We start from the raw sequence: 23,615 nt of genomic DNA on the forward strand, positions 1-23,615 counted from the left end.
AATGTAAAAGTTGCAAGCTAATCTTTAATAATCCACGCTCCAAAAGCAGAATTATGCATGCAAATAACCTGTATATTTACACCATAAAATTACTACTAATAAACTTCTCAATTATGCCTTCAAAAAGGCTGGCTGCTCTTAGTTTTCTTTTATTTATTTTGATATCAACTTCCTGTAACAGGCACAAAAACTTATTCGATAGTTTGCCTGCCACAACAACGAAAATTGACTTTGCAAACAATCTGGAGAAACGCGATCTTTTTGGCATCCTGTATTATTTATATTACTACAATGGCGGCGGAGTTTCAATAGGCGATATTAATAACGATGGATTGCCTGACATATATTTTACGGCTAATAGTTATGGCCATAACAAGTTGTATTTGAACAAGGGTAATTTTGAATTTGAAGATATTACTGACAGGGCGGGTGTAGCAGGCACCGCGGACTGGTGCAGCGGTTCAACGATGGTAGACATTAACGGTGATGGATTGCTGGATATTTACGTGAGTGTTGTTGCCAACCATCATGGATTAAAAGGGCACAACATGCTTTTTATCAATAACGGCAATAATACTTTTACAGAAAGCTCGGCCCAATATGGATTGGATTTTTCCGGCTTCACTACCCAGGTTGCTTTTTTTGATTATGATCATGATGGTGACCTCGATTGTTATATGCTTAACCAGTCGCATCAGCCAAACCAGAATATTGTTGATACAAGCAACAGGAGAAAATTTGATCAATATTCAGGCGATCGTTTTTATCGTAATGATTTAAATACACCGCTAAAAAAATTTACTGACGTAAGTGCCCAGGCTGGTATTTATCAAAGTAGTCTTGGGTATGGCCTCGGTATTTCCATTGGCGATTTAAATAATGATGGATGGGACGATATTTATATCGGAAACGATTTTCATGAAAACGATTATTATTATGTAAATAATGGCAACGGAACCTTTACAGAAAGTGGCGCTAAACATTTTAATCATTACAGCAGGTTTAGTATGGGCAACGACATTGCTGATTATAATAACGACGGGCAACTGGATGTAATAACTGTTGATATGCTGCCGCAGGATGAAAAGGTGCTAAAGACTTATGGCAGCGATGAGAATCCTGATATCTATAAATTAAAATTGATGAACAACGGGTTTCAATATCAATACTCAAAAAATTGTTTACAACGAAATAATGGTGACGGAACCAGCTTTAGCGAGACCTCTTTATTAAGTGGTGTGGCTGCTACCGATTGGAGTTGGGGTCCTCTTTTTGCTGATTTTGATAATGATGGCAATAAAGACCTGTTTATATCGAGCGGCATTGTAAAACGCCCGGTGGACCTGGATTACGTAAATTTTATTTCGAACCTTTACATACACAAAGCATTAAACAGTTCGGATAAATACGATGATATGGCATTGGAGAAAATGCCTGACGGAAGTTCTCATCCTTTCTTATATAAAGGAGATGGAAAGTTATCGTTTAAAGATGTAAGTAATGATTGGGGCACCGGCCAAATGAAAGGCTATTATAACGGTGCAGCCTATGCGGACCTGGATAATGATGGGAATCTTGATCTTGTAATTAATGCTTTGAACGCACCCGCCGTAATACTAAAAAATAATGCTCCAAAGGAAAACTACATTTCAATTGCCTTTAAAGGCAATGACATGAATACATTTGGTATTGGCTGCAAGGCATACCTTTTTCAAAAGCGGAAATTGCAATACGAGCAATTGATGCTTACACGCGGCTTTCAATCTTCTTCAGATACACGATTGCATTTCGGATTAGATTCATCATCAATAATTGATAGCATATTGGTTATATGGCCCAATCAAAAATACCAGGTAGTAAAAAACATACATGCTAACAGGCAAATAACTTTTTATCAGAAAGCCGCCACAGGCACGTTTAATTATTCATCTTATTTTAAACCTGCTCCAGCCTACTTTACTGATATAAGCGATTCGATAAATGTAAGCTGGAAACACCGGGAAGACAATTTCAATGATTTTAATGTGCAATATTTAATTCCGCATGAAGAATCAACGCGAGGACCTAAAATAGCGGTTGGGGATGTGAATGGCGACGGGCTGGATGATTTTTATGCCTGCGGAGCAAAAGGGCAGGCAGGTACGTTAATGATTCAGCAAAAGAATGGCTCATTTGCTGCTGCCGATACTGCTGTATTTAATAAAGATGCAGGTTGCGAAGATGTAGATGCGCTCTTTTTTGATGCTAACGACGACGGATACCCTGATTTGTATATTGTAAGCGGTGGTAATGAATATGCAGGTAATAATAATTATTTATTGGATAGGTTGTATTTTAATGACGGCAAAGGAAATTTTACAAAATCGATTAATTCCATACCGGAAATATTTCAAAATAAATCGTGTGTAACAGTTGCGGATGTGGATCATGATGGTGATATGGATTTATTTGTGGGCACCCTTGCTGACGCTCATGCTTACGGTATACCTCAAACATCTTACCTATTAATAAACGACGGGAAAGGCAATTTTGCGGTAGCCAACGAAAGTACTATTCAGCTTTCCAACATCGGGGTAGTTACATCTGCAGCATTTGCTGATGTAAACAAAGATGGATGGGTAGATTTGGTTGTAACAGGCGAATGGATGCCCATGACAATCTTTATAAACAATCACGGAAAATTTGGAAAAACAATTGTCCCCACTTCTACCGGCTTGTGGCAAACAGTCTTTATAAATGACATAAATGGAGACGGTAACCCGGATATCCTGGCGGGCAACTGGGGATGGAATAATAAATTCTGGAGTGGTAAAGATGGACCTCTCCGGTTGTATGTGGGAGTATATGATGCAAGCGGTCGCGTAAGCCAGTTGATGTCTTACACTTCTAACGGTGTGGAGTACCCTTTTTTAGCAAAAGATGAAGTTGAAAGACCTTTACCACTTTTAAAGAAACATTACCTGTTATATGCTGATTATGCCGGCGTGCCTATGAAGGATGTTTTTTATGGATGGATTGATACGGTAAAACCTATAATGGCAGAAAGGCTGGGCTCGGCAGTTTTCTATAATGATGGTAAAGGAAATTTCACTATTAATGATTTACCCGCTACATTACAACTGGCCCCGATATTTTCTTTTCAAAAAAATATGGAGAACCCTTTTAATGAAAACAGCTATATATCCGGTGGTAATTTCTTTGACGTAATTCCGTATGAAGGAAGGTACGATGCGCAGCCGGCGGCTCTTTTTACATTTAATAAGAAAGATTCGTTTAATTATATACCCCAGCAAAATTTAGCCGATATTAAGGGACAGGTCCGGGATATCAAATGGCTGCGAACGGCTAAGTATGGTAATGTAATGATGATAGCGAGGAATAATAATTCGATTATTTTTCTTGCCGGTAAAAAATAACCATGAAATATACTACTTCAGTGGAAAAAATAAAATGTAACACTCTTTTAGGCATATTTATTACTCTGTCTATTATATCAACAAGTTGCGGAAAAAAAGCCGCTGATAAAATACCCGTTGAACCACCGCCTCCTTCTTCGTTTAGTTCCACATTGATTATGGTAGATGGAAAACAGGAAACTTCTTTGGACTATAATATTAATACAACTCCGGTAATTAAATTTTCTTTTTCAGCGCCCATTGATCATGCATCGGTAGGTAATAGTTTTTCTTTTGCTGAAACAAGTGGCAGTTCTGTTTCTTTTAATACAAACTATTCAAATGGAGATAGTGTTGTAGTAATACAGCCATCAGCTTCTTTAAAATATCTTTCAAAGTACCTTATAACCGTTTCAACGGGATTGAAATCAAAAGCCGGCGGCAGTTTAAAGACCACTGCAACCGCAAATTTTGTAACTCAAATTGATTCAACCGATAAGTTTGCAAGGATAAGTGATGATGCTTTACTTGACTTAGCACAACGACAAACGTTTAAATATTTTTGGGACTTTGGTCATCCAACTTCCGGTATGGCGAGAGAACGAAATACTTCAGGTGATGTTGTAACTACGGGTGGTACAGGCTTTGGAGTGATGAGTATTATCGTTGGTATCAGCAGGGGATTTATTACAAGGGCAGAAGGCTTACAAAGAATTAATACAATAGTAAATTTTTTGAAAAATAATTGTACACGTTATCATGGTGCATTTTCTCACTGGATAAACGGTGCTACCGGTGCTACAGTCCCCTTCAGCCAATTTGATGATGGTGGTGATTTAGTTGAAACTTCATTGCTCATGCAGGGATTGTTATGTGCACGCCAGTATTTTAACACGGTGGCTGCCGATGAAGTTTCACTGCGGACAAATATTAACACATTATGGAATGGCGTTGAATGGAGTTGGTTTCGCCAGAATTCGCAGAATGTTCTGTATTGGCATTGGAGCCCAAATTATAATTTTCAAATTAATATGCCAATAAGAGGATGGGATGAAGCATTGATTGTATATGCATTGGCTGCATCTTCCAATACTGATTCCATTCCACGAGCAGTGTATGATAATGGTTGGGCTTTGAATGGTGGGATTAAAAACGGCAACACATATTATGGAGTGCAGTTACCACTTGGCCCTAATCTTGGAGGGCCTTTATTCTTTTCCCACTATTCTTTCCTGGGAATAAACCCGCATGATCTTACCGATGCTTATGCAGATTATTTTACCCAGAATACAAACCATAGTTTGATCAACTATAATTATTGTGTTGCCAATCCAAATAATTTTTTTGGCTACAGTTCAACAACCTGGGGGCTTACAGCGAGTGATGATAATATCTCCGGATACAAAGCGCATGCCCCGGATAATGATGATGGGGTCATTACGCCTTCCGCGGCCATTTCATCATTGCCGTATACTCCTGTTCAATCTATGAATGCATTAAAATTTTTCTATTATACGTTGGGGGATAAAATATGGAGTCAATATGGGTTTGTTGATGCATTCAATCTCAAAGACCTTTGGTTTGCCAATTCATTTTTAGCGATTGACCAGGGACCTGAAATTGTGATGATAGAAAATTACCGCAGTAATTTGCTTTGGAATTTATTTATGAGTTGCCCCGAAATAAAAAGAGGAATGAAACAGTTGGGATTTCAGAGTCCGAAGTTGTGAATAATTGAGCAGACCTCACAGGTTTTTAAAACCTGTGAGGTCTGATTATAAACAGATTCCCCCTGAATAAAAAATGATAATAATGTTACGTGTAACCCTCCCTGTTATATAAATATCATTGGATAAAATTTATTTACTTTGACCAGGCAAAAGCAATCGATCTGTCATCTTAAAACAAACGTAATATTACCTTGATTTGTATGAGACATCTTTTATTTTTCCTGTTTTTATTTCTGGCTGCCTGTAATGTTTCTGAGATTAATACTTCGCCGCCGGAAATTTCAAATACACAGGTAGTTAAGTTAGAAGGAGGCCTTGGTGTTGTTTCACTTTCGTTGCCTGCCCGCTACGACACTTCATTTACGTGGATACATTACTCTGATTGCGGCGCACCCTGTGAAAAAAGAAAATATAGGTTTCAACCAAAAACTTTACCGGTATATATGGAAACCGGGTTTCACTACAAACCATTAAATGATTCTATAGAGCAATTTACAATCGTTCATAACCCTTATATTTCACCGGACGACAGCGATAAAACCGATAATAAGGATTTTATCATTTCCTTTCACGATCATAAAAAATTTTACATAACCCACGATCCAACTCTGCGCACGATAAAATGGGACACGATTGAAAAAATCGGCGACCGGTATTTTTCCGTTATCGTAATTGATAAGTATGACTCCGCTATTTCAGCATATTCAAAAAAATTATTATCAACCACTACGATAAAAAGAGGTACCGTTGATTTTGATTTTGAATTACTCAGCAAGAAAAAGGATTCGCTTACAGAAAACTTTATTGATGACGCAAAATATTATTTGCAAACGATTCGCATCGAAAAAAGTAATAAATAACTATCCATATAAAAATAATGTTGCGGACGTTCAGTTTACGCCTTATCGATTTTTTCGCAGGTCTGCCCAAAGAGAAATTATCCCTAATGCAAGAAATAAAATGGCTTCCATCCAATTTTTATTTTGAAACGCTTCTATTAAAGCTATTCCGAATAATAAGAGGAAGACTGCCAAATTTGTAAATTTTATAGCTTTCATTCTTTCATTTGTTTTTTTTATTCTATTTGCAAATTTTAAGAGGAGGTACAACAGACTCGTTTATTATGCTTTTCTTTATTCAGTACCTCTACAGTTTTATTAAATAGGTGCATTGTAATAGCTGGTGTGGCGCCAATGCACAAAATACCCAGTTTTCCATATTGCGACAAAGCACCTATCATGTGAAACATAACCCCTTGCTGTATACTGCCGTCGTATAGAAGGTCATTTGCAGTTGTTATTTCTATAAGGTCATGCGGGGTGAGGCCTTTATAATATTCGCTTTGCAGGTTATCCGAAAAAAAATAATACCGCGTTTGTGCGCTTGCCGTTAGATATATTGCTTTTGATGCATCATATGTACCGTCGGTTAAATACTGCAGCATTAGATAAGGATGAGTTGTGCCCCCCTTACGTAAGTTTATTTCTAATGCATAATGTTTCCATTCATTGTTTTCCTTTACTGAAATAAAGTCAATTGAAAATCTTCCAAGCACACCATAGCTTTTTAATTTATCTGCAATTTTTTTTCCTAATTCGGCAATGGCCACTGCATATTCTTTTCCCGCAGGAAAATGTGCTCCTAAAAATACATGTCCGCTTTCGCCCCCGATGACCTGGTCATGGGTAGAAATAACTTCTGTTTCACCTAAAGGCGTAATGCGACATTGAACCGAAGGAAATACTTTTTGTTCACCCTCAATAAATACTTCAACAATACCACCTGCTTCTGTGAATTTTTTTAAATAACTTTCATATACTAAATCATGTGCAACCATTTGCAATCGTTGCCGAAGTACTTCGGCTATCCACAATTTTAAATATTCCTTTCCGGGTGAACCTTCATAAGAAAAAACCGCGTTTCCATCTCCTGAAAAACCATCATTAAGTTTTATTACGGCCCTGTTAAGCCCCGGTAACATCAATTTAAGTTTGAATAGAGCTTCTATAATATCTTCTTCATTATTGCAATCCTCAAAACCGGGCGGCGTACCGACATTACATTCCTTAAATATTTTCCGGCTGAAACTTTTTGTTCCAAGATAATTAAGATCGGGATCGCAACCGTAGATGGGCATATGAAGTTGTACCGCAAGAGAACGCTCTGCTTCCGTTACGTTAAAACAAGCAATATGTGCCACATGATCCGGCGGAATACTTTTCCTGATGCGTTCTATTAACCGCGGGCGCTCCAATATTTTTTGCGTAAGAGATTTAGCCGATGCATCGAAGCAACTAAGTGTTTTTAATCGTTGGCGTGCATGGTAGCCCGTTATACCGGGCAGCAAGTGTAAATAATAATCCATTATTATATTGTGGACAGGAATACTGGTTACATAAATTACATGAGTGTTTGGCATGCGCAACAACATCAGCAGGCAAAGCAATCGTTCTTCATAATGAATAATGCCGTCAATTTTGGCTAATATTTCCTGGTCCAGCGAAAGACTTGGGATTATAACCACAGTTTTCGCTGCCATTCTATCCGGGAAAACAGATTTAAATTGATCGGGAAATCGTTGTTGTAATTTTTTGAATTCAATTATTTCATCTGAACAGGCTTGCATTTGTTGTTGTTTCTTTAGAGTTCTTTTAAATGCCGAAAGCAATTCATAAATAAGCCATTATACGCGTTGCAGTGTTCAGAAGTTTTTTTAAGTAGGAAATTCACCAATATTACCGGCGGCAATAGTAGGTGTATCAAGCACTTCACCATTGTACCAATATATCCAGGCATTTGTATCTGCTTCACCATCTATATATACTTTTATTAATTCCCGCCGGTATAGCGGTTGTTCTCCTTGCTCCACAATTAATCCTTCATAATCGTCCAGTTGGCCAAATACGTATGAAAAATCATGCTCATCATTCAGCTTAAATAGTTCTCCCTCTATGAAAGACTCGCCATCACCGGGGCTTGCCAATAATTCTCCATTTACATTGCTCACCGTCCCTTTAACTTTTGCAGGGCTTACAAAACTGAAAAAATGACTTACATAATCATGGGTATGCTGGTGAAAGCCCTTTCGAAGCGAGCTATACACAAAAAGCTGTTTAGACAGTGCAGATTCCATGCTAAAAAAATTTAATCATTTTCTTGTGGAAGGATTAAATGAAATATGTATTAATACCGTAAATCTAAACCAGGCTAGTGAACAATATTATGATAAAAAGCAACGGGGCGAATGATTGAAGTCATAACGAAATGGTAAGTCCTGGCAAACGTCTATTATGCAGAAATTCGTAATAAATATCTGCTTTAATTAAGTCAGAATTAACAAGAATTAGCAGGGATAAAAACAAGAGAAATTTTTGTTCCATCTTATCTGGCAACATAATTGCGCTACAGTAATTGCACCTTTATATTGTAAAAACACCTTTATGAAAAAAGTATGGTTTGTAATAGCAATTGCCTCGCTGTATGCCCTGGCCTTCCAGGCTGCAATATTTACAGGAATTTCAGATCAGATTATTTTTGGGATGTTTGCGTTTTCACCTTTTGTTATTTTATATATGGCCTATGTTATTCTTAAAAATGGAGAACCTTCTCCCTATACTTTCGAAGAAAAGTTTTATGACGACTTTGATTATTTTAGAAATGGAAGAGAGAAATTAAATGTTGAAAATTATCACAGTTTCAATCCGTAGATTTTTCACATCAAACCCGTGTATAAACATCATCTGATTCTTATCATTTTTTACATAGCGATGTTAAAATATTTAACCTTGGTTAACTCCAGCGATTCAGCCATATAATTGCATCAAAAGCCTTATTTTCCATTATCTTTAGCGGCAATAATTATTGTCCTGATATGAAGAGATACCTGTTGCTTTTATCCGTTTCATTTTTCACCAATGTTTGTGTGGCTCAGCAAAAAACAAAGGTGAGTAACACTACTTCCCCGGAAAAAACTTCGATACAACATAACCTCACGGATTCTGCTTTGCTCGATCTGGTTCAAAAGCAAACCTTTAAATATTTCTGGGATTTTGCAGACCCTTTTAGCGGTATGGCGCGGGAGCGAAGTAATGTTACGGACTATGGGCCGGAATTAGCAGCAACCGGTGGCACCGGCTTTGGTGTCATGGCAATTATTGTGGCTGTTAACCGTAACTGGATTACACGAGATACAGCAGTGCGCCGGTTATTAAAGTTGGTGAAGTTTCTTTCTAAAGCCAATAAATACCATGGCATATTTCCCCATTGGTTAAATGGCGAAACCGGTAAAACAATTCCATTCAGCTCAAAAGATGATGGCGGCGATGTTGTGGAAACTTCTTATCTCATGGAGGGATTGCTATGTGCCCGCGAATATTTCAATAAAGATAATCCTGAAGAAAAACAATTGAGACAACGCATTACCTGGATGTGGAACGATGTGGACTATAACTGGCAAACACGGGGGGGAATCAGTGTATTGTATTGGCACTGGAGTCCCAATAACGGATGGGCCATGAATGCGGAGATAAGAGGATGGAACGAATGTTTGATTACCTACATTCTTGCCGCATCATCACCGGAACATTCCATTGAACCAGATGTTTATAATCATGGATGGGCGGTAAACAATAATTTTCATAACGGCAAAAAATTTTACGTCTATACGTTGCCGTTAGGTTTCGATTATGGTGGACCTCTTTTCTTTGCACATTATTCTTTTTTAGGCCTTGATCCCCATGGCTTAAAAGACAAGTATGCCGATTACTGGGAACAAAATCAAAATCATACTTTAATTAACCACGCGTATTGTGTTGACAATCCAAAACATTATAAAGGATATGGTGCAGATTGCTGGGGACTTACTGCAAGTGACAGTTATGTGGGTTATTCTGCGCATTCGCCTACCAATGATTTGGGTGTAATATCGCCCACAGCCGCATTATCTTCTTTTCCTTATACACCTGGATATTCCATGCAGGCATTAAGACATTTCTATTTTGATCTCGGCGATAAGATATGGGGTCAATATGGATTTGTTGATGCATTCAGTGAATCTAAAAACTGGTACGCAAAATCTTATTTGGCTATTGATGAAGGCCCTATAGTTGTAATGATTGAAAATTATAGAACAGGATTATTATGGAAGCTATTTATGAATATTGCTGAAATACAACAGGGATTAAAGAAGTTGGGTTTTGAAAGTCCATATATAAAATAGAAATTAATGAAAAAATTGTTTGCATGTTTTCTATTATTGTCTTCTACTGTTTATTCGCAGGAACATTTATATGATTATACTTTGTTTACCAACAGCCGTATGACCGGTAATTATTTTTTCAGCAAGGCTTTTTTTCAATCGCCATCCTTTATAAAAAATATCAACTATCGGTTAGCAGTAAACGAAAAAATATTTAATACTCCCGGCAATTCATTACAACTTCAATACGTGAATGGTAAAAACGGAAACTGGAAAGCAAGTATTTTCAAAGATAATTTGCGTGGACAGGATCATTTTAAGCCTGTTAAATTTTTCTCATTTCGTATTTATTGTACCACTCCGGGTTTACAGGAAGAACTCCCTCAGGTCTATCTCATCTTCAAAGACAGTTCTCTTTCTCAAAAAATAACTTTTGCAACAGATTTTGTAAATCAATGGTCTTCTATTTATATCCCTGTTGAATCATCTTATAAAAATTTTAAGATTCCTGAAGATGTTATAGGCGTTCAGTTTTCACAAAACGGCGATGATGGAAATAGACATACAATTTATTTAGATGATATTGAATTTTTGCCTGCAGCCATAGATTTACCGGTTACAGCTAAGCCCCAAATCCTTGGCTGTGAGGGCTATGCGAAACATGTGGACATTTCGTGGAAACCGTTTAATGATGAACATGTAAAATTTATAAAGATTTATCGTTCAGAAGATGGCAAGACGTTTATTCCTGTTGGAATACAATTGCCATTAATGAATCGTTATTCGAATTTTACAGGAATTACGGGTAAGCGATACAGTTATAAAATATCTTTTCTTAATTATCAATATAAGGAAACAGCGTTTTCAAATATTATGTCTGCAGCAACCAAAGCCATGACTGACGATGAATTGCTTACGATGGTACAGAAGGCATGCTTCCGCTACTATTGGGAAGGCGCTGAAAAAGTAAGTGGCATGGCAAAAGAAAATATACCAGGTCGCACCAATATGATTGCTGCAGGTGCATCTGGCTTTGGTATTATGGCTTTGATTGTTGGTACTGAAAGAAAATTTATTAACCGTAAACAATCAGTAGAGCGGTTCTTAAAGATTACTTCTTTTCTTGAGAATGCCGAAAAATTTCATGGAGCATTTCCTCATTTCATGGATGGACCAACGGGTAAAGTAGAACCTTTTTTTGGCACCAGGGATGATGGCGGAGATTTGGTGGAGACATCTTTTCTAATGCAGGGATTGTTAGCTGCCAAAGCATATTTCAATAAAGATGATACTGATGAAAAAGCGATACGAGAAAAAATAACAACCATCTGGCATAACATTGAATGGGATTGGTACAGGCGTTATCCCGACAGTAAGTATTTATATTGGCATTGGTCGCCCGATAAGGCATGGATCATTAATCATCGTTTAACCGGATGGAATGAAACCATGGTTACTTATTTATTGGCTATTGCCTCACCAACACACAGTGTTCCCGCAATCCTTTATTATAGTGGATGGGCCAACCAGGATAGCACCGGTCAACAATACAGGAAAAATTGGGGCGGAACAAGGGATGGTTCTATGTACACAAATGGCAACACTTATTTTGGAATTAAATTATCTGTGGGAGTTTCTGATGGCGGCCCTCTTTTTTTTACACATTATTCTTATATGGGTTATGATCCACATTTAATAACCGATAAATACACTAACTACTTTACAAACAATAAAAATATTGCCTTAATCAACTATCGCTATTGCGTAAAGAATCCCAATAATTATAAAGGTTATGGTGATAGTTGCTGGGGATTAACTGCCAGTGACGGGCCTTATCATTATTCTGCTAATGAACCTGTAGCCGGAAGAGATGATGGGAAAATTGCACCTACGGGTGCCGTTAGTTCGTTCCCTTATACACCTGTTCAATCGATGAAAGCTTTAAAAAATTATTACCACAAGTATGGAAATTTTTTGTGGGGGGAATATGGTTTTCGTGATGCTTTTAATCTTACCGAAAACTGGTGTTCCGATATTTATATGGGATTGAACCAGGCAACTATGGTTGTAATGATAGAAAATTACAGAAGTGGATTAATCTGGAAATTATTCATGAGTGATATTGATATTAAAAATGGATTGGAAAAATTGAAAATGGAATCAGAAAAATAGTATCAAATTTCGCAGACCTTTAAGTCTGGTCCCTCTCCCTCGGGAGAGGGGTTGGGGTGAGGATCTCAATAAAGAATTATAATATGCGTTATAAAATTATTTACACTTTTATTGCTGTTACCTGTAGCACAATTTTGTTTGCGCAAAAGAGCAAGCATTTAAAAACCTTCCCAGACTCAATTGCACCGGTAGGAATTATAAAAGGATTATCAGACTCTGAGCTACTCGATGTGGTACAACGGCAAACTTTTCGCTACTTCTGGCACTTTGCGCATCCTGTAAGCGGCCTTGCAAGAGAAAGGGACAATACTGTAAAAGCTAACTATTACTGGGATTATATTAATGAAGCAGATGATCAACCTAATTTTAGCAAAGGAACATTTGGCCCCGAAGCCTGCGCTATTGGCGGAACAGGTTTCGGAATCCTTTCAACAATTGTTGCAGTTAACCGCAGATGGGTTGGGAGAGACACTGCTCTGAAACGGTTAGTAAAGATTGTTGATTTTTTAATTAAGGCTGATTGTTTTCATGGCATCTATCCACACTTCATGAACGGAGCAACCGGTAAAACAATTCCTTTCGGCAGATTAGATGATGGCGCAGATATCGTAGAAACATCGTACTTGTTTATGGGGCTCTTATGCGCCAAGGAATATTTTAATGGTGATAGTCCGTTGGAGAAATATTTTAGAAACCGCGTTAATGAAATGTGGAGTGTGGCAGACTGGAACTGGCATAGCAAAGGAGATGATAAACTTTTATACTGGCACTGGAGTCCCGCCAATGATTTTGATATGAACTTCCCCGTATACGGTTATGATGAAGCCCTGATAACATACATTGTCTCCGCTTCTTCTCCATCTCATTCTATCTCAAAAGAATTATACGACAATTCGTGGGTAAAAAGCGCCGGATGGAAAAATGGAAAATCATATTACGGCATCATGCTTCCACTGGGTAATTTCGAATATGGTGGGCCGTTATTCTTTGAGCAATACACTTATATGGGAATTAATCCCAATGGATTAACAGATGATAACGGAATTGATTATGCGGAACAAACGAAAAACCACACCCTCATTAACAGGGCTTATTGTATTGATAATCCGAAAAAATTTAAAGGCTATGCAGCAAACTGCTGGGGCTTAACCGCAGGTGATAGCTATAAAGGCTACGTGGCTCATTGCCCCCAGGACGATCGCAGTGTTATACAACCGACTGCTGCATTATCCTCTTTCCCGTATACTCCCGAATACAGCATGCAGGCTTTAAAACATTTTTATTACGACCTCGGAAATAAGATTTGGGGGCCTTATGGATTTGCAGATGGATTTAGTGAAACAAAAAACTGGTATGCACAAACACATCTGGCAATAGATGAAGGCCCTATTGTTGTAATGATTGAAAATTACCGGAGTAAATTAATATGGAATTTATTTATGAAAATTCCGGATATTAAAAATGGATTAAAGAAACTGGGATTCACAAGCTCTTTTTAATAAGAATAAAATTTATTATTATGTCACATTTTCAATTAACCTCACAAAACATAGCAGATTATAAAAAAGACGGCTATGTAATTATCAAGAACTTTTTACGGGCTGAAGAAGTAGATAAGCTTTATAAAATTGCAACAGGTGATGATACTTTGCAAAAGCATGCCTTTGATTTAAATGATCAATCCGGAAAAAAAACAAAACTCACTTTATGGTACACTCCCGGTAATGATGCTTATGGCTTGCTTACAAAAAGTAAACGCATAGTGGAGTCGGTAGATAAATTAATGGGTGGCGATAGTGCAGTTTGTCATTTTCACAGTAAGCTCATGCAAAAGGAACCTAAAGTTGGCGGGGCGTGGGAGTGGCACCAGGATTATGGTTATTGGTATAAAAATGAATTTTTATTGCCCGATCAAATGATGTCTGTTATGGTTGCAATTACGGATGCCAGTAAAGCAAACGGATGTTTGCAGGTGATAAAAGGATCTCATAAAATGGGACGTATTGAACATGGATTTGCAGGCGAACAGGTTGGGGCTTCACAACATTATGTTGACCTGGCTTTGAAAACAATGGATCTGGTTTATGTAGAAATAAAAGCGGGAGACGCATTATTTTTTCACAGCAATTTATTGCATCGCTCGGAAGCAAATCTTTCAGATAAGCCCCGTTGGTCGTTAATATCTGTTTACAACAGGAGCGCTAACATTCCTTACAATGAACCATCAAAATCAAGCACAGTTCCTTTGGAAGCTGTGCCCGACGAAGCATTAATGACCTGGGAAACCGATGGAATTGACGCGGGAGCCAATTTTTTGGAAAAAGAAAAAGATGAAGCTTTAAAATAATTAAAAACTAGATGACTAATTAAGTATGGCTTCTTATTCTATGGTTATTTTTGCAATATAAATAAATCGCAGAAAGTATAGTTCCAACTAAAATTTTATCCTCAACAATAAATTGATTTTACCATTATGAAATTAGCAATTCTTGGTTCCGGCTTTATTGCACGCTTTTATGCAGATGCGTTGGTAGCCCAAAGAAGAAAAGATGTAATTACAATGGTGTACAGCCGAACGGAGGCAAATGCCAAAAAATTTGCGGATGACTATAGAGTGCCCAACTATTCCATAAGCATAAAAGAATGTGTAGAACATAAAGATGTGGATGCGGTAATTATTGCCTTATCAAACGATATGCACCTGGAATCAGTATTAGCATGCGCTTCAGTTGGTAAACATGTTTTATGCACTAAACCTCTCGGCCGTAATGCAAAAGAAGCTTTGCAAATGTTACAGGCCGTTGACAAAGCGAATATAACCGGCGGTTATCTTGAAGACCTTTGTTATAGCCCTAAATTTTTAAAGTCATTGGCAAGCATAAAAAATGGGAGTATTGGTGAAGTGATATGGGCAAAAAGCAGGGAAACACATCCCGGGCCGCATAGTGATTGGTTTTGGGATAAAGAAAAATCGGGCGGTGGCGCTATGGTAGATCTTGGTTGCCATTGTATTGAGATAAGCAGAAATTTTATTGGAAAAAATAATAAGCCCATCGAAGTAATGTGCTGGGCCGATACCCGCGTTCATCCAATTGACGCAGAGGATAATGCCATTGGCCTTGTAAAATATGAAAATGGCGCTATTGGCCAGTTTGAAGTAAGCTGGTCTTTTCGTGGCGGAATGGATTTAAGAGATGAAGTGATGGGTACGGAAGGAACAATATGGACAAATAATTTCCTAAGAACGGGGTTTGAAATGTTTACTTCGGGTAAGGGTGGCAGTTATGTGGCTGAAAAAGCCGAAAGTACTACCGGCTGGCTCTTCCCCGTAGGAGACGAAGTACATGAACTCGGTTACAGCCACATGTTTACAAATATGTTTGAGGCAATAGAAAATAAAGTGCAGCCATCTGAAAATTTTTATGATGGTTATATAGTCAATGCGATTATTGATGCCTGTTATGTTTCCGCCAAAACAAAAAAGTGGGAGCCTGTTATAATAGAAGATTGGAGAGGAGTTGCAGAAAAAAAGGAAACCAAAAAAATGAATAGTTATGATGAAGATCATTTTTTAATAAAAGAAGAAGTGCTTCCTTCGGGCGAAAAAAAGTTCATCATTAAAAATAAAAAAACAGGTTCAATCGAAGTAAGGTAATAAGTGTTTTATGCAATAATAATTATTGTAGATTAAAATATTCAAAACCATGCAAGGTCCTGAACTTGTCGAAGGAGGGGTGAGGCCTAAACAAAAATGATATGATAAATTTCTTTCCAGCTAAATTCTCCAAAACAATTATACTAATAATTGGAATTCTGTTTTCATTTCAATTAGTATCTGCGCAGCAAAAAACATATTGCAATCCTGTTAATATCGATTATGGTTACACGCCAATACCAAATTTCTCTGAATGGGGCCACCACAGGGCTACCGCCGATCCAGTGATCATAAATTATAAAAATGATTATTATTTATTTTCAACCAATCAATGGGGATATTGGTGGAGTCATGATATGCTCAACTGGAAATTTATTTCAAAAAGATTCCTGCGCCCGTGGAATGGGGGCTATGACGAACTCTGTGCCCCTGCTGTTGGGATCATAGGAGATACCATGATTGTATTTGGTTCGACTTACACCTCTAATTTTACAATTTGGATGAGCACCAACCCTAAAGCAAATGAATGGAAACCCCTGGTTGATTCCTTTGCAATCGGTGGGTGGGATCCCGATTTCTTTACAGATGACGATGGGAGGTTATATATGTATAACGGTAGCAGTAACAGGTATCCATTGTATGGCATAGAACTCAATCGTAAAACAATGCAGCCGGTTGGAACAAGAAAAGAAATTTATTTTTTAGAAGACTGGCGTTATGGCTGGCAGCGTTTTGGAGAGTATTACGACAACACTTTTCTGGATCCCTTTATCGAGGGCTCATGGATGACAAAGCATAACGGTAAATATTACCTGCAATATGGTGCACCCGGTACCGAGTTTAGTGGCTATGCCGATGGAGTGGTTGTTGGAGAAAATCCTTTAGGTCCGTTCACACCGCAATCTGATCCGTTGTCTTTTAAGCCGGGCGGCTTTGCAAGAGGGGCTGGTCATGGTTCTACTTTCCAGGATAATTTTCAAAACTGGTGGCATGTGTCAACCATTTCAATATCTGTAAAAAATAATTTTGAAAGAAGGATTGGCATTTGGCCCGCGGGTTTTGATAAAGATGATTTAATGTATATGGATGCTGCCTTTGGCGATTATCCCCATTATTTACCTAATGAAAAAACAGATCATTTAAAAAGCGGATTTACGGGCTGGATGTTACTCAATTATAAAACACCTGTAGAAGTTTCGTCTACACTTGGAGGTTACCATGCCAATAATGCAGGTGACGAAAATATTAAAACTTACTGGAGCGCTGCATCAGGGAATAAAGGCGAATGGATACAAACAGCTTTTGACAATGTAAGCACTGTAAATGCAATACAAATTAATTATGCCGACCAGGATGCAGCCTTTTTAGGAAAGCAAACCAATATTTATCACCAGTATAAATTATATTATTCTCTTGATGGCAAAAGATGGACTATACTGGTTGATAAAAGTAATAATAAAACGGATGTTCCTCATGATTATATTGAGTTGGAAAAATCAGTTCAGGCAAAATATATAAAGCTGGAAAATATTCACATGCCTACGGGTAAGTTTGCGGTAAGTGGATTGCGTGTTTTTGGGAATGGGAATGGAAGCAAGCCTGATACTGTACAAAATTTTATTGTGCTTCGTACGGAAAAGGATAAACGCAGTGCATGGATTAAATGGAGGCCGGTTGATAATGCATTCGCTTATAATATTTACCTGGGTACAGCACCTGATAAATTGTACAATTGTATTATGGTTTACGATGCCAATGAGTATTGGCTAAAAACAATGGATCTTGAGAAACCCTATTATTTTTCAATTGAGGCCATTAATGAAAATGGTGTTTCATCAAGAACAAAAGTTATCAAGGTTGATTAGAAAATAAAGTGCAGTAGCATTGTGAGCTTGTTGAATGTCATCCTGATCTTGTCGAAGGAGGGATTGGGGTGAGGCTCTCTAACATACAAAAATAAATAATAATGAAAAAAACGATTGTGTTCCTGGTGTTTGCTTTTGTTGTATCGCTTCACGGTTATACGCAAAGCAACGATGCGAAGATGAAAACTTTCATTGATGCATTAATGAAAAAAATGACGTTGGATGAAAAAATCGGGCAGTTGAATTTGCCTGGATCAGGCGATATCGTTACGGGACAAGCTGGCAACTCAGATATTGGGAAAAAGATTAAGGAAGGGAAAGTTGGTGGGTTATTCAATATAAAATCGGAAGCTAAAATTCGTGCCGTACAACAAGTAGCTGTAGACCAAAGCCGCTTAAAAATTCCTTTAATATTCGGTATGGATGTCATTCATGGATATGAAACTGTTTTCCCGATTCCTTTAGGTTTATCATGTACATGGGATATGGGCCTTATACAAAAATCTGCGTCTATCGCTGCCAGTGAGGCAAGTGCTGATGGCATTTGCTGGACGTTTTCTCCAATGGTTGACATTGCCCGTGATCCCCGCTGGGGGCGCATTGCGGAGGGTTCCGGTGAAGATCCGTACCTGGGGTCGCAGATTGCCAAGGCAATGGTAAGAGGTTACCAGGGAAATGATCTTACAAAAAATAATACCATCATGGCTTGTGTGAAACACTATGCTTTGTATGGAGCCGCAGAAGCAGGGCGTGATTACAACACTACAGACATGGGCCATCTTAGAATGTTTAATGAGTATCTGCCTCCTTACAAAGCAGCAGTGGACGCCGGTGCAGGAAGCGTTATGGCTTCTTTTAATGAAGTGGATGGCGTTCCGGCTACTGCTAATAAATTTTTATTGACAGATGTATTGCGCAAACGCTGGGGGTTTAATGGTTTTGTAGTTACTGATTATACCGGGATAAACGAAATGGTGGCGCATGGTATTGGCGATTTACAAACCGTTTCGGCAAGAGCTTTGATGGCAGGTATTGATATGGATATGGTAGGCGAAGGATTTCTTACAACACTAAAAAAATCTTTGCAACAAGGGAAAGTAACACAACAGCAAATTGATTTCGCCTGTAGAAAAATATTGGAGGCAAAATACAAATTAGGGTTGTTTGATGATCCTTATCGCTATTGTAATGCAGAAAGAGCGAAGACCGAAATATTTACTGATGCCAACCGTAATGTGGCAAGGGATATAGCAGCGCAATCTTTTGTGTTATTGAAAAATAATAATGTATTGCCTCTGAAGAAGTCGGGAACAATTGCGTTGATAGGCCCGCTGGCAGATAATAAAGAAAATATGCCGGGAACATGGAGTGTTGCTGCTGATTTCTCCAAGGCTGTTTCTGTTTTACAGGGCTTGAAAAATGTAGCAGGTCCTGGGGTAAATATTTTATACGCCAAAGGATCAAATTTATCAGATGATACTTTATTTGAACAAAGAGCCGGCATGTTCGGAAAATCTTTTCAACATGATAACAGGCCCGACCAGGAAATTATTAATGAAGCATTGGATGTTGCAAACAAAAGTGATGTAATCGTTGCGGCTTTAGGCGAGTCTGCAGAAATGACAGGCGAAAGTTCCAGCAGGAGTGATATTACAATCCCGGCTGCGCAGGAAAATTTATTGAAAGCTTTGGTGAAAACGGGCAAACCGTTGGTATTGGTTTTATTTACCGGTCGCCCATTGGCAATTAAATGGGAACAGGATACTGTACCTTCTATTTTAAATGTTTGGTTTGGCGGCACTGAAGCTGGCAATGCTATTGGTGATGTGTTGTTTGGTGATGTGAATCCTTCCGGAAAACTTACAACAACATGGCCACAGAATGTTGGACAGGTTCCACTTTACTACAATCATAAGAATACAGGTCGTCCGCTCCCGGAAGGTAAATGGTTTGAGAAATTCCGTTCCAACTATTTGGATGTTTCCAATGATCCGGTATATCCCTTTGGTTTTGGTTTGAGTTATACAAGTTTTAGTTATGGTGATGTTCAACTCAGCAACAAATCATTAAAAGGAAATCAGACATTAACGGCTTCAGTGAAACTAACGAATACGGGTACCTGGGAAGGAAAAGAAACCGTGCAACTGTATATAAGAGATGTGGTTGGCAGCATTACCCGCCCCGTAGAAGAGCTAAAAGGATTTCAAAAAATTGATTTAAAAGCCGGGGAATCAAAAACAGTTTCATTTAAAATAACTCCGGAAGACCTTAAATTTTATAATGGTGATTTAAAATATGATTGGGAACCCGGTGAATTTGTAATTATGATTGGTGCTAATTCGAGGGATGTTAAATCCGCAAGTATAAATTGGGTAAAATAATTTATCAGGATAAATTTGGAATCCCTTAAAATTCTAATCTGTGAATAAATATAAAATATTTTTTGCTATCATTTTCTGGGGAATCTTCACTCTTCTTTTTGCCTGTTCGAGAGGATCTTTAGGTGGTGGAACGATTGATCCGCCACCACCACCTGTCGGCACAAGCGATGTTGATTTTTGGCTAACGAAAAACGATCAATCTGTTTTATTGCAAAAGCAATCAACAGTTCTTGCTTTTGGAACAACCGCAAACTCCAATCCAAGTATTGACGTGGATACCACGAAAACATATCAAACCATCGATGGATTTGGATTCACTTTAACTGGCGGCAGCGCCTATGTTATTAACCTGCTTAATGCAACCGATAGGACCAATTTGCTTAATGAACTTTTCGGTAATGGTGCCAACTCTATAGGGATTAGTTACCTGCGTTTAAGCATTGGCGCCTCCGATTTGAATGCTTCTGTCTTTAGTTATGATGATCTTGCACAAGGTAATAGGGATTTGAACCTTGATAGTTTTAGTCTTAGTAAGGATACAGTAGATCTTATTCCCATATTAAAACAAATTGTGGCAATTAATCCGGCAATTAAAATTATCGCAACGCCGTGGAGCCCGCCTGTCTGGATGAAGGATAATAACAGCACCATTGGTGGAAGCTTGCAGACTAAATATTACGATGTTTACGCAAAATATTTTGTAAAATACATCCAGGCGATGAAAGCTAACGGCATTGGTATAGACGCAATAACGCCGCAAAACGAACCTTTAAATCCTGGTAACAATCCGAGCCTTTCAATGTCAGCACAGGCGCAAATCAATTTTATAAAAAATAATCTTGGCCCTGCATTTCAAGCTGCGGGCCTTACGACAAAAATCATTATTTATGATCATAATTGCGATCATCCTGATTATCCTGTTTCGGTGTTAAGTGATCCGGCAGCAAATGCATTTATCAATGGATCAGCGTTTCACTTGTATGCAGGTGATATTAGTGCGATGTCAACGGTGCATGCTGCATTTCCTGATAAGGCTTTATACTTCACGGAACAATACACTTCCTCAACCGGTAGGTTCGGCGGTGATTTAAAATGGCATTTAAAAAATGTAATTATAGGTTCCATGCGTAATTGGAGCCGTGTTGCATTAGAATGGAATTTAGCTAACGATCCAACGTTTAATCCACATACGTCTGGCGGATGTGATCAGTGTAAAGGCGCACTTACATTGGGTGGAACAATAACCAGGAATGTTGGATATTATATTGTTGCGCATGCTTCAAAATTTGTTCCGGCTGGTTCTGTGCGCATAGGAAGCAATATAACAGGAAGTTTACAGAATGTTGCATTTAAAACTCCTGCGGGGAAAAAGGTCTTAATTGTTGAGAATGATGGAGCATCAGATGCAACTTTTAATATTCGGTTTAATAATAAATGGACTGCAACTACTTTAGCGGCTGGTGCAGCCGGTACTTATATATGGAATTAATTTATTCAAAAATTTAATTTACGAAACATGAAAAAGTTTCTTTTATTTTCTGCTCTCACATCCGTAAATTTTGTTTTTGCCCAAAGCAATAGGGTTACTATTAAGGCAAAACCTACTGGCACTGCAGGCAAAAAAGTAATTGTGTATACAACGGCAGATAATACCTCCTTCCGGCTTTCACCAACAGATACCGTTACGTTCAAACACATGGGCCAGCCTTTTGAAACACAGGTTTGCGTATTTGTGGATCCGGCAAAAACTTTTCAAACCATACTTGGAATCGGGGGCGCATTAACAGATGCATCTGCGGAAACATTTGCCAAACTACCTAAACACAAGCAACAGGAGTTATTAAAAGCCTATTACGATGTAAATAACGGTATAGGTTATACGCTGGCGAGAACCAATATTCAAAGTTGTGATTTCAGCAGCGGCAGTTACAGCTACGTGAAAGAGGGCGATAAGGATTTAAAGACCTTCAGTGTTGCGCATGACGAGCAATACAAAATTCCATTGATTAAGGATGCTATTGCAGCAGCAGGCGGCAAGCTTACTTTATTTGCAAGCCCATGGAGCCCGCCGGCATTTATGAAAGACAACAATGATATGTTGCATGGTGGAAAATTAAAACCGGAATATTATCAAAACTGGGCAAACTTTTATGGCAAATTTATTAATGCATATAAAAAAGAGGGGATACCGGTCTGGGGAATTACAATACAGAATGAACCAATGGCAAAGCAAACCTGGGAGTCCTGCATTTATACTGCTGAAGAAGAAAGGGATTTCCTGAAAAATTATCTCGGGCCAACCATGCAAAGAAATGGCCTGGGGGATAAGAAAATAATTATTTGGGATCATAACCGAGATCTTCTTTATCAGCGTGCAAGTACATTGCTCGAAGACCCCGCAGCAGCCAAATACGCGTGGGGAATAGGTTTTCACTGGTATGAAGACTGGAGTGGCGGCGACCAGGTTTTTGATAACGTTAAGCGCGTACACGAAAGTTTCCCCGGTAAAAATTTAATGTTTACAGAGGGCTGCACGTTTCCTTTTAAATTAGAGCAGGCTGGTGATTGGAAAATTGGAGAGCGCTATGGCCGTTCTATGATCCATGATTTTAACGACGGAACAGTTGGATGGACAGACTGGAATATCCTGGTGGATGAGCAGGGAGGACCAAATCATGTTGGCAATTTTTGTTTTGCTCCTGTAATAGGCAACACAAAAACCGGCGAGCTGATTTATACAAATGAATATTATTACATTGGTCATTTTTCAAAATTTGTTCGGCCTGGTGCAAAGAGAATAAGTGCGGCGCCAAGCAGGAGCCCATTACAAACAACAGCTTTTATAAATAAAGATGGAAAAATAGCAGTGATTGTAATGAACCAGACTGATCAGAAAATTGATTACAATCTTTGGATAAAAGGTGATGCTGCCCAGGTAACAAGTTTGCCGCATTCGATCGCCACGTTGGTTTTTAACAGGTGAATGTAGTCAATAGGTTTTGGTAGTTTTCATCGAATACAAAAACTTCTGTCACCCTGAGCTTATTGAAGGGGAGAAAGTTTCGTTTGAGAATGATTAACCCGACGAACGATGAAATTAACTATATCATAAATTACGGTGATGAATGATTCTTCAGTTGATTGATCGCGTATTAGAAAACGGTGAAAGACTTTCGGGGATTTGAGACTCGGTTTAGCTGTTTCTGCAAAGGATTGATAA

General features: G+C 38.3%; 15 protein-coding genes. 13 read left to right on the forward strand and 2 right to left on the reverse strand.

The features are described from left to right. Positions 1-113: 113 nt before the first annotated feature. The 3 genes from FW778_RS15755 (at position 114) to FW778_RS15765 (ending at position 5,985) form a co-directional block, all read left to right on the forward strand. On the forward strand, positions 114-3,416 hold the full coding sequence (locus FW778_RS15755; RefSeq protein ID WP_202552286.1) for a VCBS repeat-containing protein: 3,303 nt from the start codon (positions 114-116) through the stop codon (positions 3,414-3,416). 2 nt (positions 3,417-3,418) lie between these two features. After that, a complete protein-coding gene (locus FW778_RS15760) occupies positions 3,419-5,125 on the forward strand; it encodes a glucoamylase family protein (protein WP_150415760.1) in 1,707 nt (568 codons plus the stop codon). A 200-nt stretch (positions 5,126-5,325) separates the two neighbouring features. Beyond that, a complete protein-coding gene (locus FW778_RS15765; protein ID WP_150415761.1) occupies positions 5,326-5,985 on the forward strand; it encodes a hypothetical protein in 660 nt (219 codons plus the stop codon). A 233-nt stretch (positions 5,986-6,218) separates the two neighbouring features. On the opposite strand, the gene FW778_RS15770 is transcribed toward FW778_RS15765, so the two are convergent. Next, a complete protein-coding gene (locus FW778_RS15770) occupies positions 6,219-7,751 on the reverse strand; it encodes a peptide ligase PGM1-related protein (RefSeq protein ID WP_150415762.1) in 1,533 nt (510 codons plus the stop codon). Between the two features lie 87 nt (positions 7,752-7,838). Further along, the gene (locus FW778_RS15775; RefSeq protein ID WP_150415763.1) at positions 7,839-8,258 is read right to left on the reverse strand and encodes a gamma-glutamylcyclotransferase family protein; all 420 of its coding nucleotides are present in this window, start codon (positions 8,256-8,258) and stop codon (positions 7,839-7,841) included. Between the two features lie 307 nt (positions 8,259-8,565). Between FW778_RS15775 and FW778_RS15780 the strand changes: the two genes are divergently transcribed. The 10 genes from FW778_RS15780 (at position 8,566) to FW778_RS15825 (ending at position 23,378) form a co-directional block, all read left to right on the forward strand. Continuing rightward, positions 8,566-8,832 carry a hypothetical protein gene (locus FW778_RS15780; RefSeq protein ID WP_150415764.1) on the forward strand — a complete coding sequence of 89 codons (267 nt, stop codon included), beginning with the start codon at positions 8,566-8,568 and terminating at the stop codon, positions 8,830-8,832. A 164-nt stretch (positions 8,833-8,996) separates the two neighbouring features. Continuing rightward, positions 8,997-10,343, forward strand: a complete 1,347-nt coding sequence (locus FW778_RS15785; RefSeq protein ID WP_150415765.1) for a glucoamylase family protein — start codon at positions 8,997-8,999, stop codon at positions 10,341-10,343. Between the two features lie 6 nt (positions 10,344-10,349). Next, entirely contained in the window at positions 10,350-12,494 is a 2,145-nt protein-coding gene (locus FW778_RS15790) for a glucoamylase family protein (RefSeq protein WP_202552287.1), read from the forward strand. 83 nt (positions 12,495-12,577) lie between these two features. After that, positions 12,578-13,993: a glucoamylase family protein gene (locus FW778_RS15795; RefSeq protein WP_150415766.1), complete on the forward strand. Its 1,416-nt coding sequence runs from the start codon at positions 12,578-12,580 to the stop codon at positions 13,991-13,993. A 20-nt stretch (positions 13,994-14,013) separates the two neighbouring features. Next, a complete protein-coding gene (locus FW778_RS15800) occupies positions 14,014-14,841 on the forward strand; it encodes a phytanoyl-CoA dioxygenase family protein (protein ID WP_150415767.1) in 828 nt (275 codons plus the stop codon). 126 nt (positions 14,842-14,967) lie between these two features. Next, entirely contained in the window at positions 14,968-16,149 is a 1,182-nt protein-coding gene (locus FW778_RS15805) for a Gfo/Idh/MocA family protein (protein WP_150415768.1), read from the forward strand. Positions 16,150-16,250: 101 nt separating this feature from the next. Next, positions 16,251-18,014 (forward strand): family 43 glycosylhydrolase, encoded by a 1,764-nt coding sequence (locus tag FW778_RS15810; protein WP_150415769.1) that lies wholly within the window; start codon positions 16,251-16,253, stop codon positions 18,012-18,014. 101 nt (positions 18,015-18,115) lie between these two features. Further along, positions 18,116-20,395, forward strand: coding sequence for a beta-glucosidase BglX (gene bglX / locus FW778_RS15815; RefSeq protein WP_150415770.1), 2,280 nt, complete (start codon positions 18,116-18,118; stop codon positions 20,393-20,395). Positions 20,396-20,435: 40 nt separating this feature from the next. Then, the gene (locus tag FW778_RS15820) at positions 20,436-21,884 is read left to right on the forward strand and encodes a glycoside hydrolase family 30 protein (protein WP_235906289.1); all 1,449 of its coding nucleotides are present in this window, start codon (positions 20,436-20,438) and stop codon (positions 21,882-21,884) included. Positions 21,885-21,911: 27 nt separating this feature from the next. Then, positions 21,912-23,378: a glycoside hydrolase family 30 protein gene (locus FW778_RS15825; RefSeq protein ID WP_150415771.1), complete on the forward strand. Its 1,467-nt coding sequence runs from the start codon at positions 21,912-21,914 to the stop codon at positions 23,376-23,378. The last annotated feature ends 237 nt before the right edge of the window (positions 23,379-23,615 follow it).

The organism is Ginsengibacter hankyongi, assembly GCF_008710285.1.
In the GTDB taxonomy this organism is placed as follows: domain Bacteria; phylum Bacteroidota; class Bacteroidia; order Chitinophagales; family Chitinophagaceae; genus Ginsengibacter; species Ginsengibacter hankyongi.

Excerpts from the sequence above, each read along its gene's own strand:
- FW778_RS15755 (WP_202552286.1), top strand. The coding sequence starts at position 114 with ATGCCTTCAAAAAGGCTGGCTGCTCTTAGTTTTCTTTTATTTATTTTG.
- FW778_RS15760 (WP_150415760.1), top strand. The coding sequence starts at position 3,419 with ATGAAATATACTACTTCAGTGGAAAAAATAAAATGTAACACTCTTTTA.
- FW778_RS15765 (WP_150415761.1), top strand. The coding sequence starts at position 5,326 with ATGAGACATCTTTTATTTTTCCTGTTTTTATTTCTGGCTGCCTGTAAT.
- FW778_RS15770 (WP_150415762.1), bottom strand. The coding sequence starts at position 7,751 with ATGCAAGCCTGTTCAGATGAAATAATTGAATTCAAAAAATTACAACAA.
- FW778_RS15775 (WP_150415763.1), bottom strand. The coding sequence starts at position 8,258 with ATGGAATCTGCACTGTCTAAACAGCTTTTTGTGTATAGCTCGCTTCGA.
- FW778_RS15780 (WP_150415764.1), top strand. The coding sequence starts at position 8,566 with ATGAAAAAAGTATGGTTTGTAATAGCAATTGCCTCGCTGTATGCCCTG.
- FW778_RS15785 (WP_150415765.1), top strand. The coding sequence starts at position 8,997 with ATGAAGAGATACCTGTTGCTTTTATCCGTTTCATTTTTCACCAATGTT.
- FW778_RS15790 (WP_202552287.1), top strand. The coding sequence starts at position 10,350 with ATGAAAAAATTGTTTGCATGTTTTCTATTATTGTCTTCTACTGTTTAT.
- FW778_RS15795 (WP_150415766.1), top strand. The coding sequence starts at position 12,578 with ATGCGTTATAAAATTATTTACACTTTTATTGCTGTTACCTGTAGCACA.
- FW778_RS15800 (WP_150415767.1), top strand. The coding sequence starts at position 14,014 with ATGTCACATTTTCAATTAACCTCACAAAACATAGCAGATTATAAAAAA.
- FW778_RS15805 (WP_150415768.1), top strand. The coding sequence starts at position 14,968 with ATGAAATTAGCAATTCTTGGTTCCGGCTTTATTGCACGCTTTTATGCA.
- FW778_RS15810 (WP_150415769.1), top strand. The coding sequence starts at position 16,251 with ATGATAAATTTCTTTCCAGCTAAATTCTCCAAAACAATTATACTAATA.
- bglX (WP_150415770.1), top strand. The coding sequence starts at position 18,116 with ATGAAAAAAACGATTGTGTTCCTGGTGTTTGCTTTTGTTGTATCGCTT.
- FW778_RS15825 (WP_150415771.1), top strand. The coding sequence starts at position 21,912 with ATGAAAAAGTTTCTTTTATTTTCTGCTCTCACATCCGTAAATTTTGTT.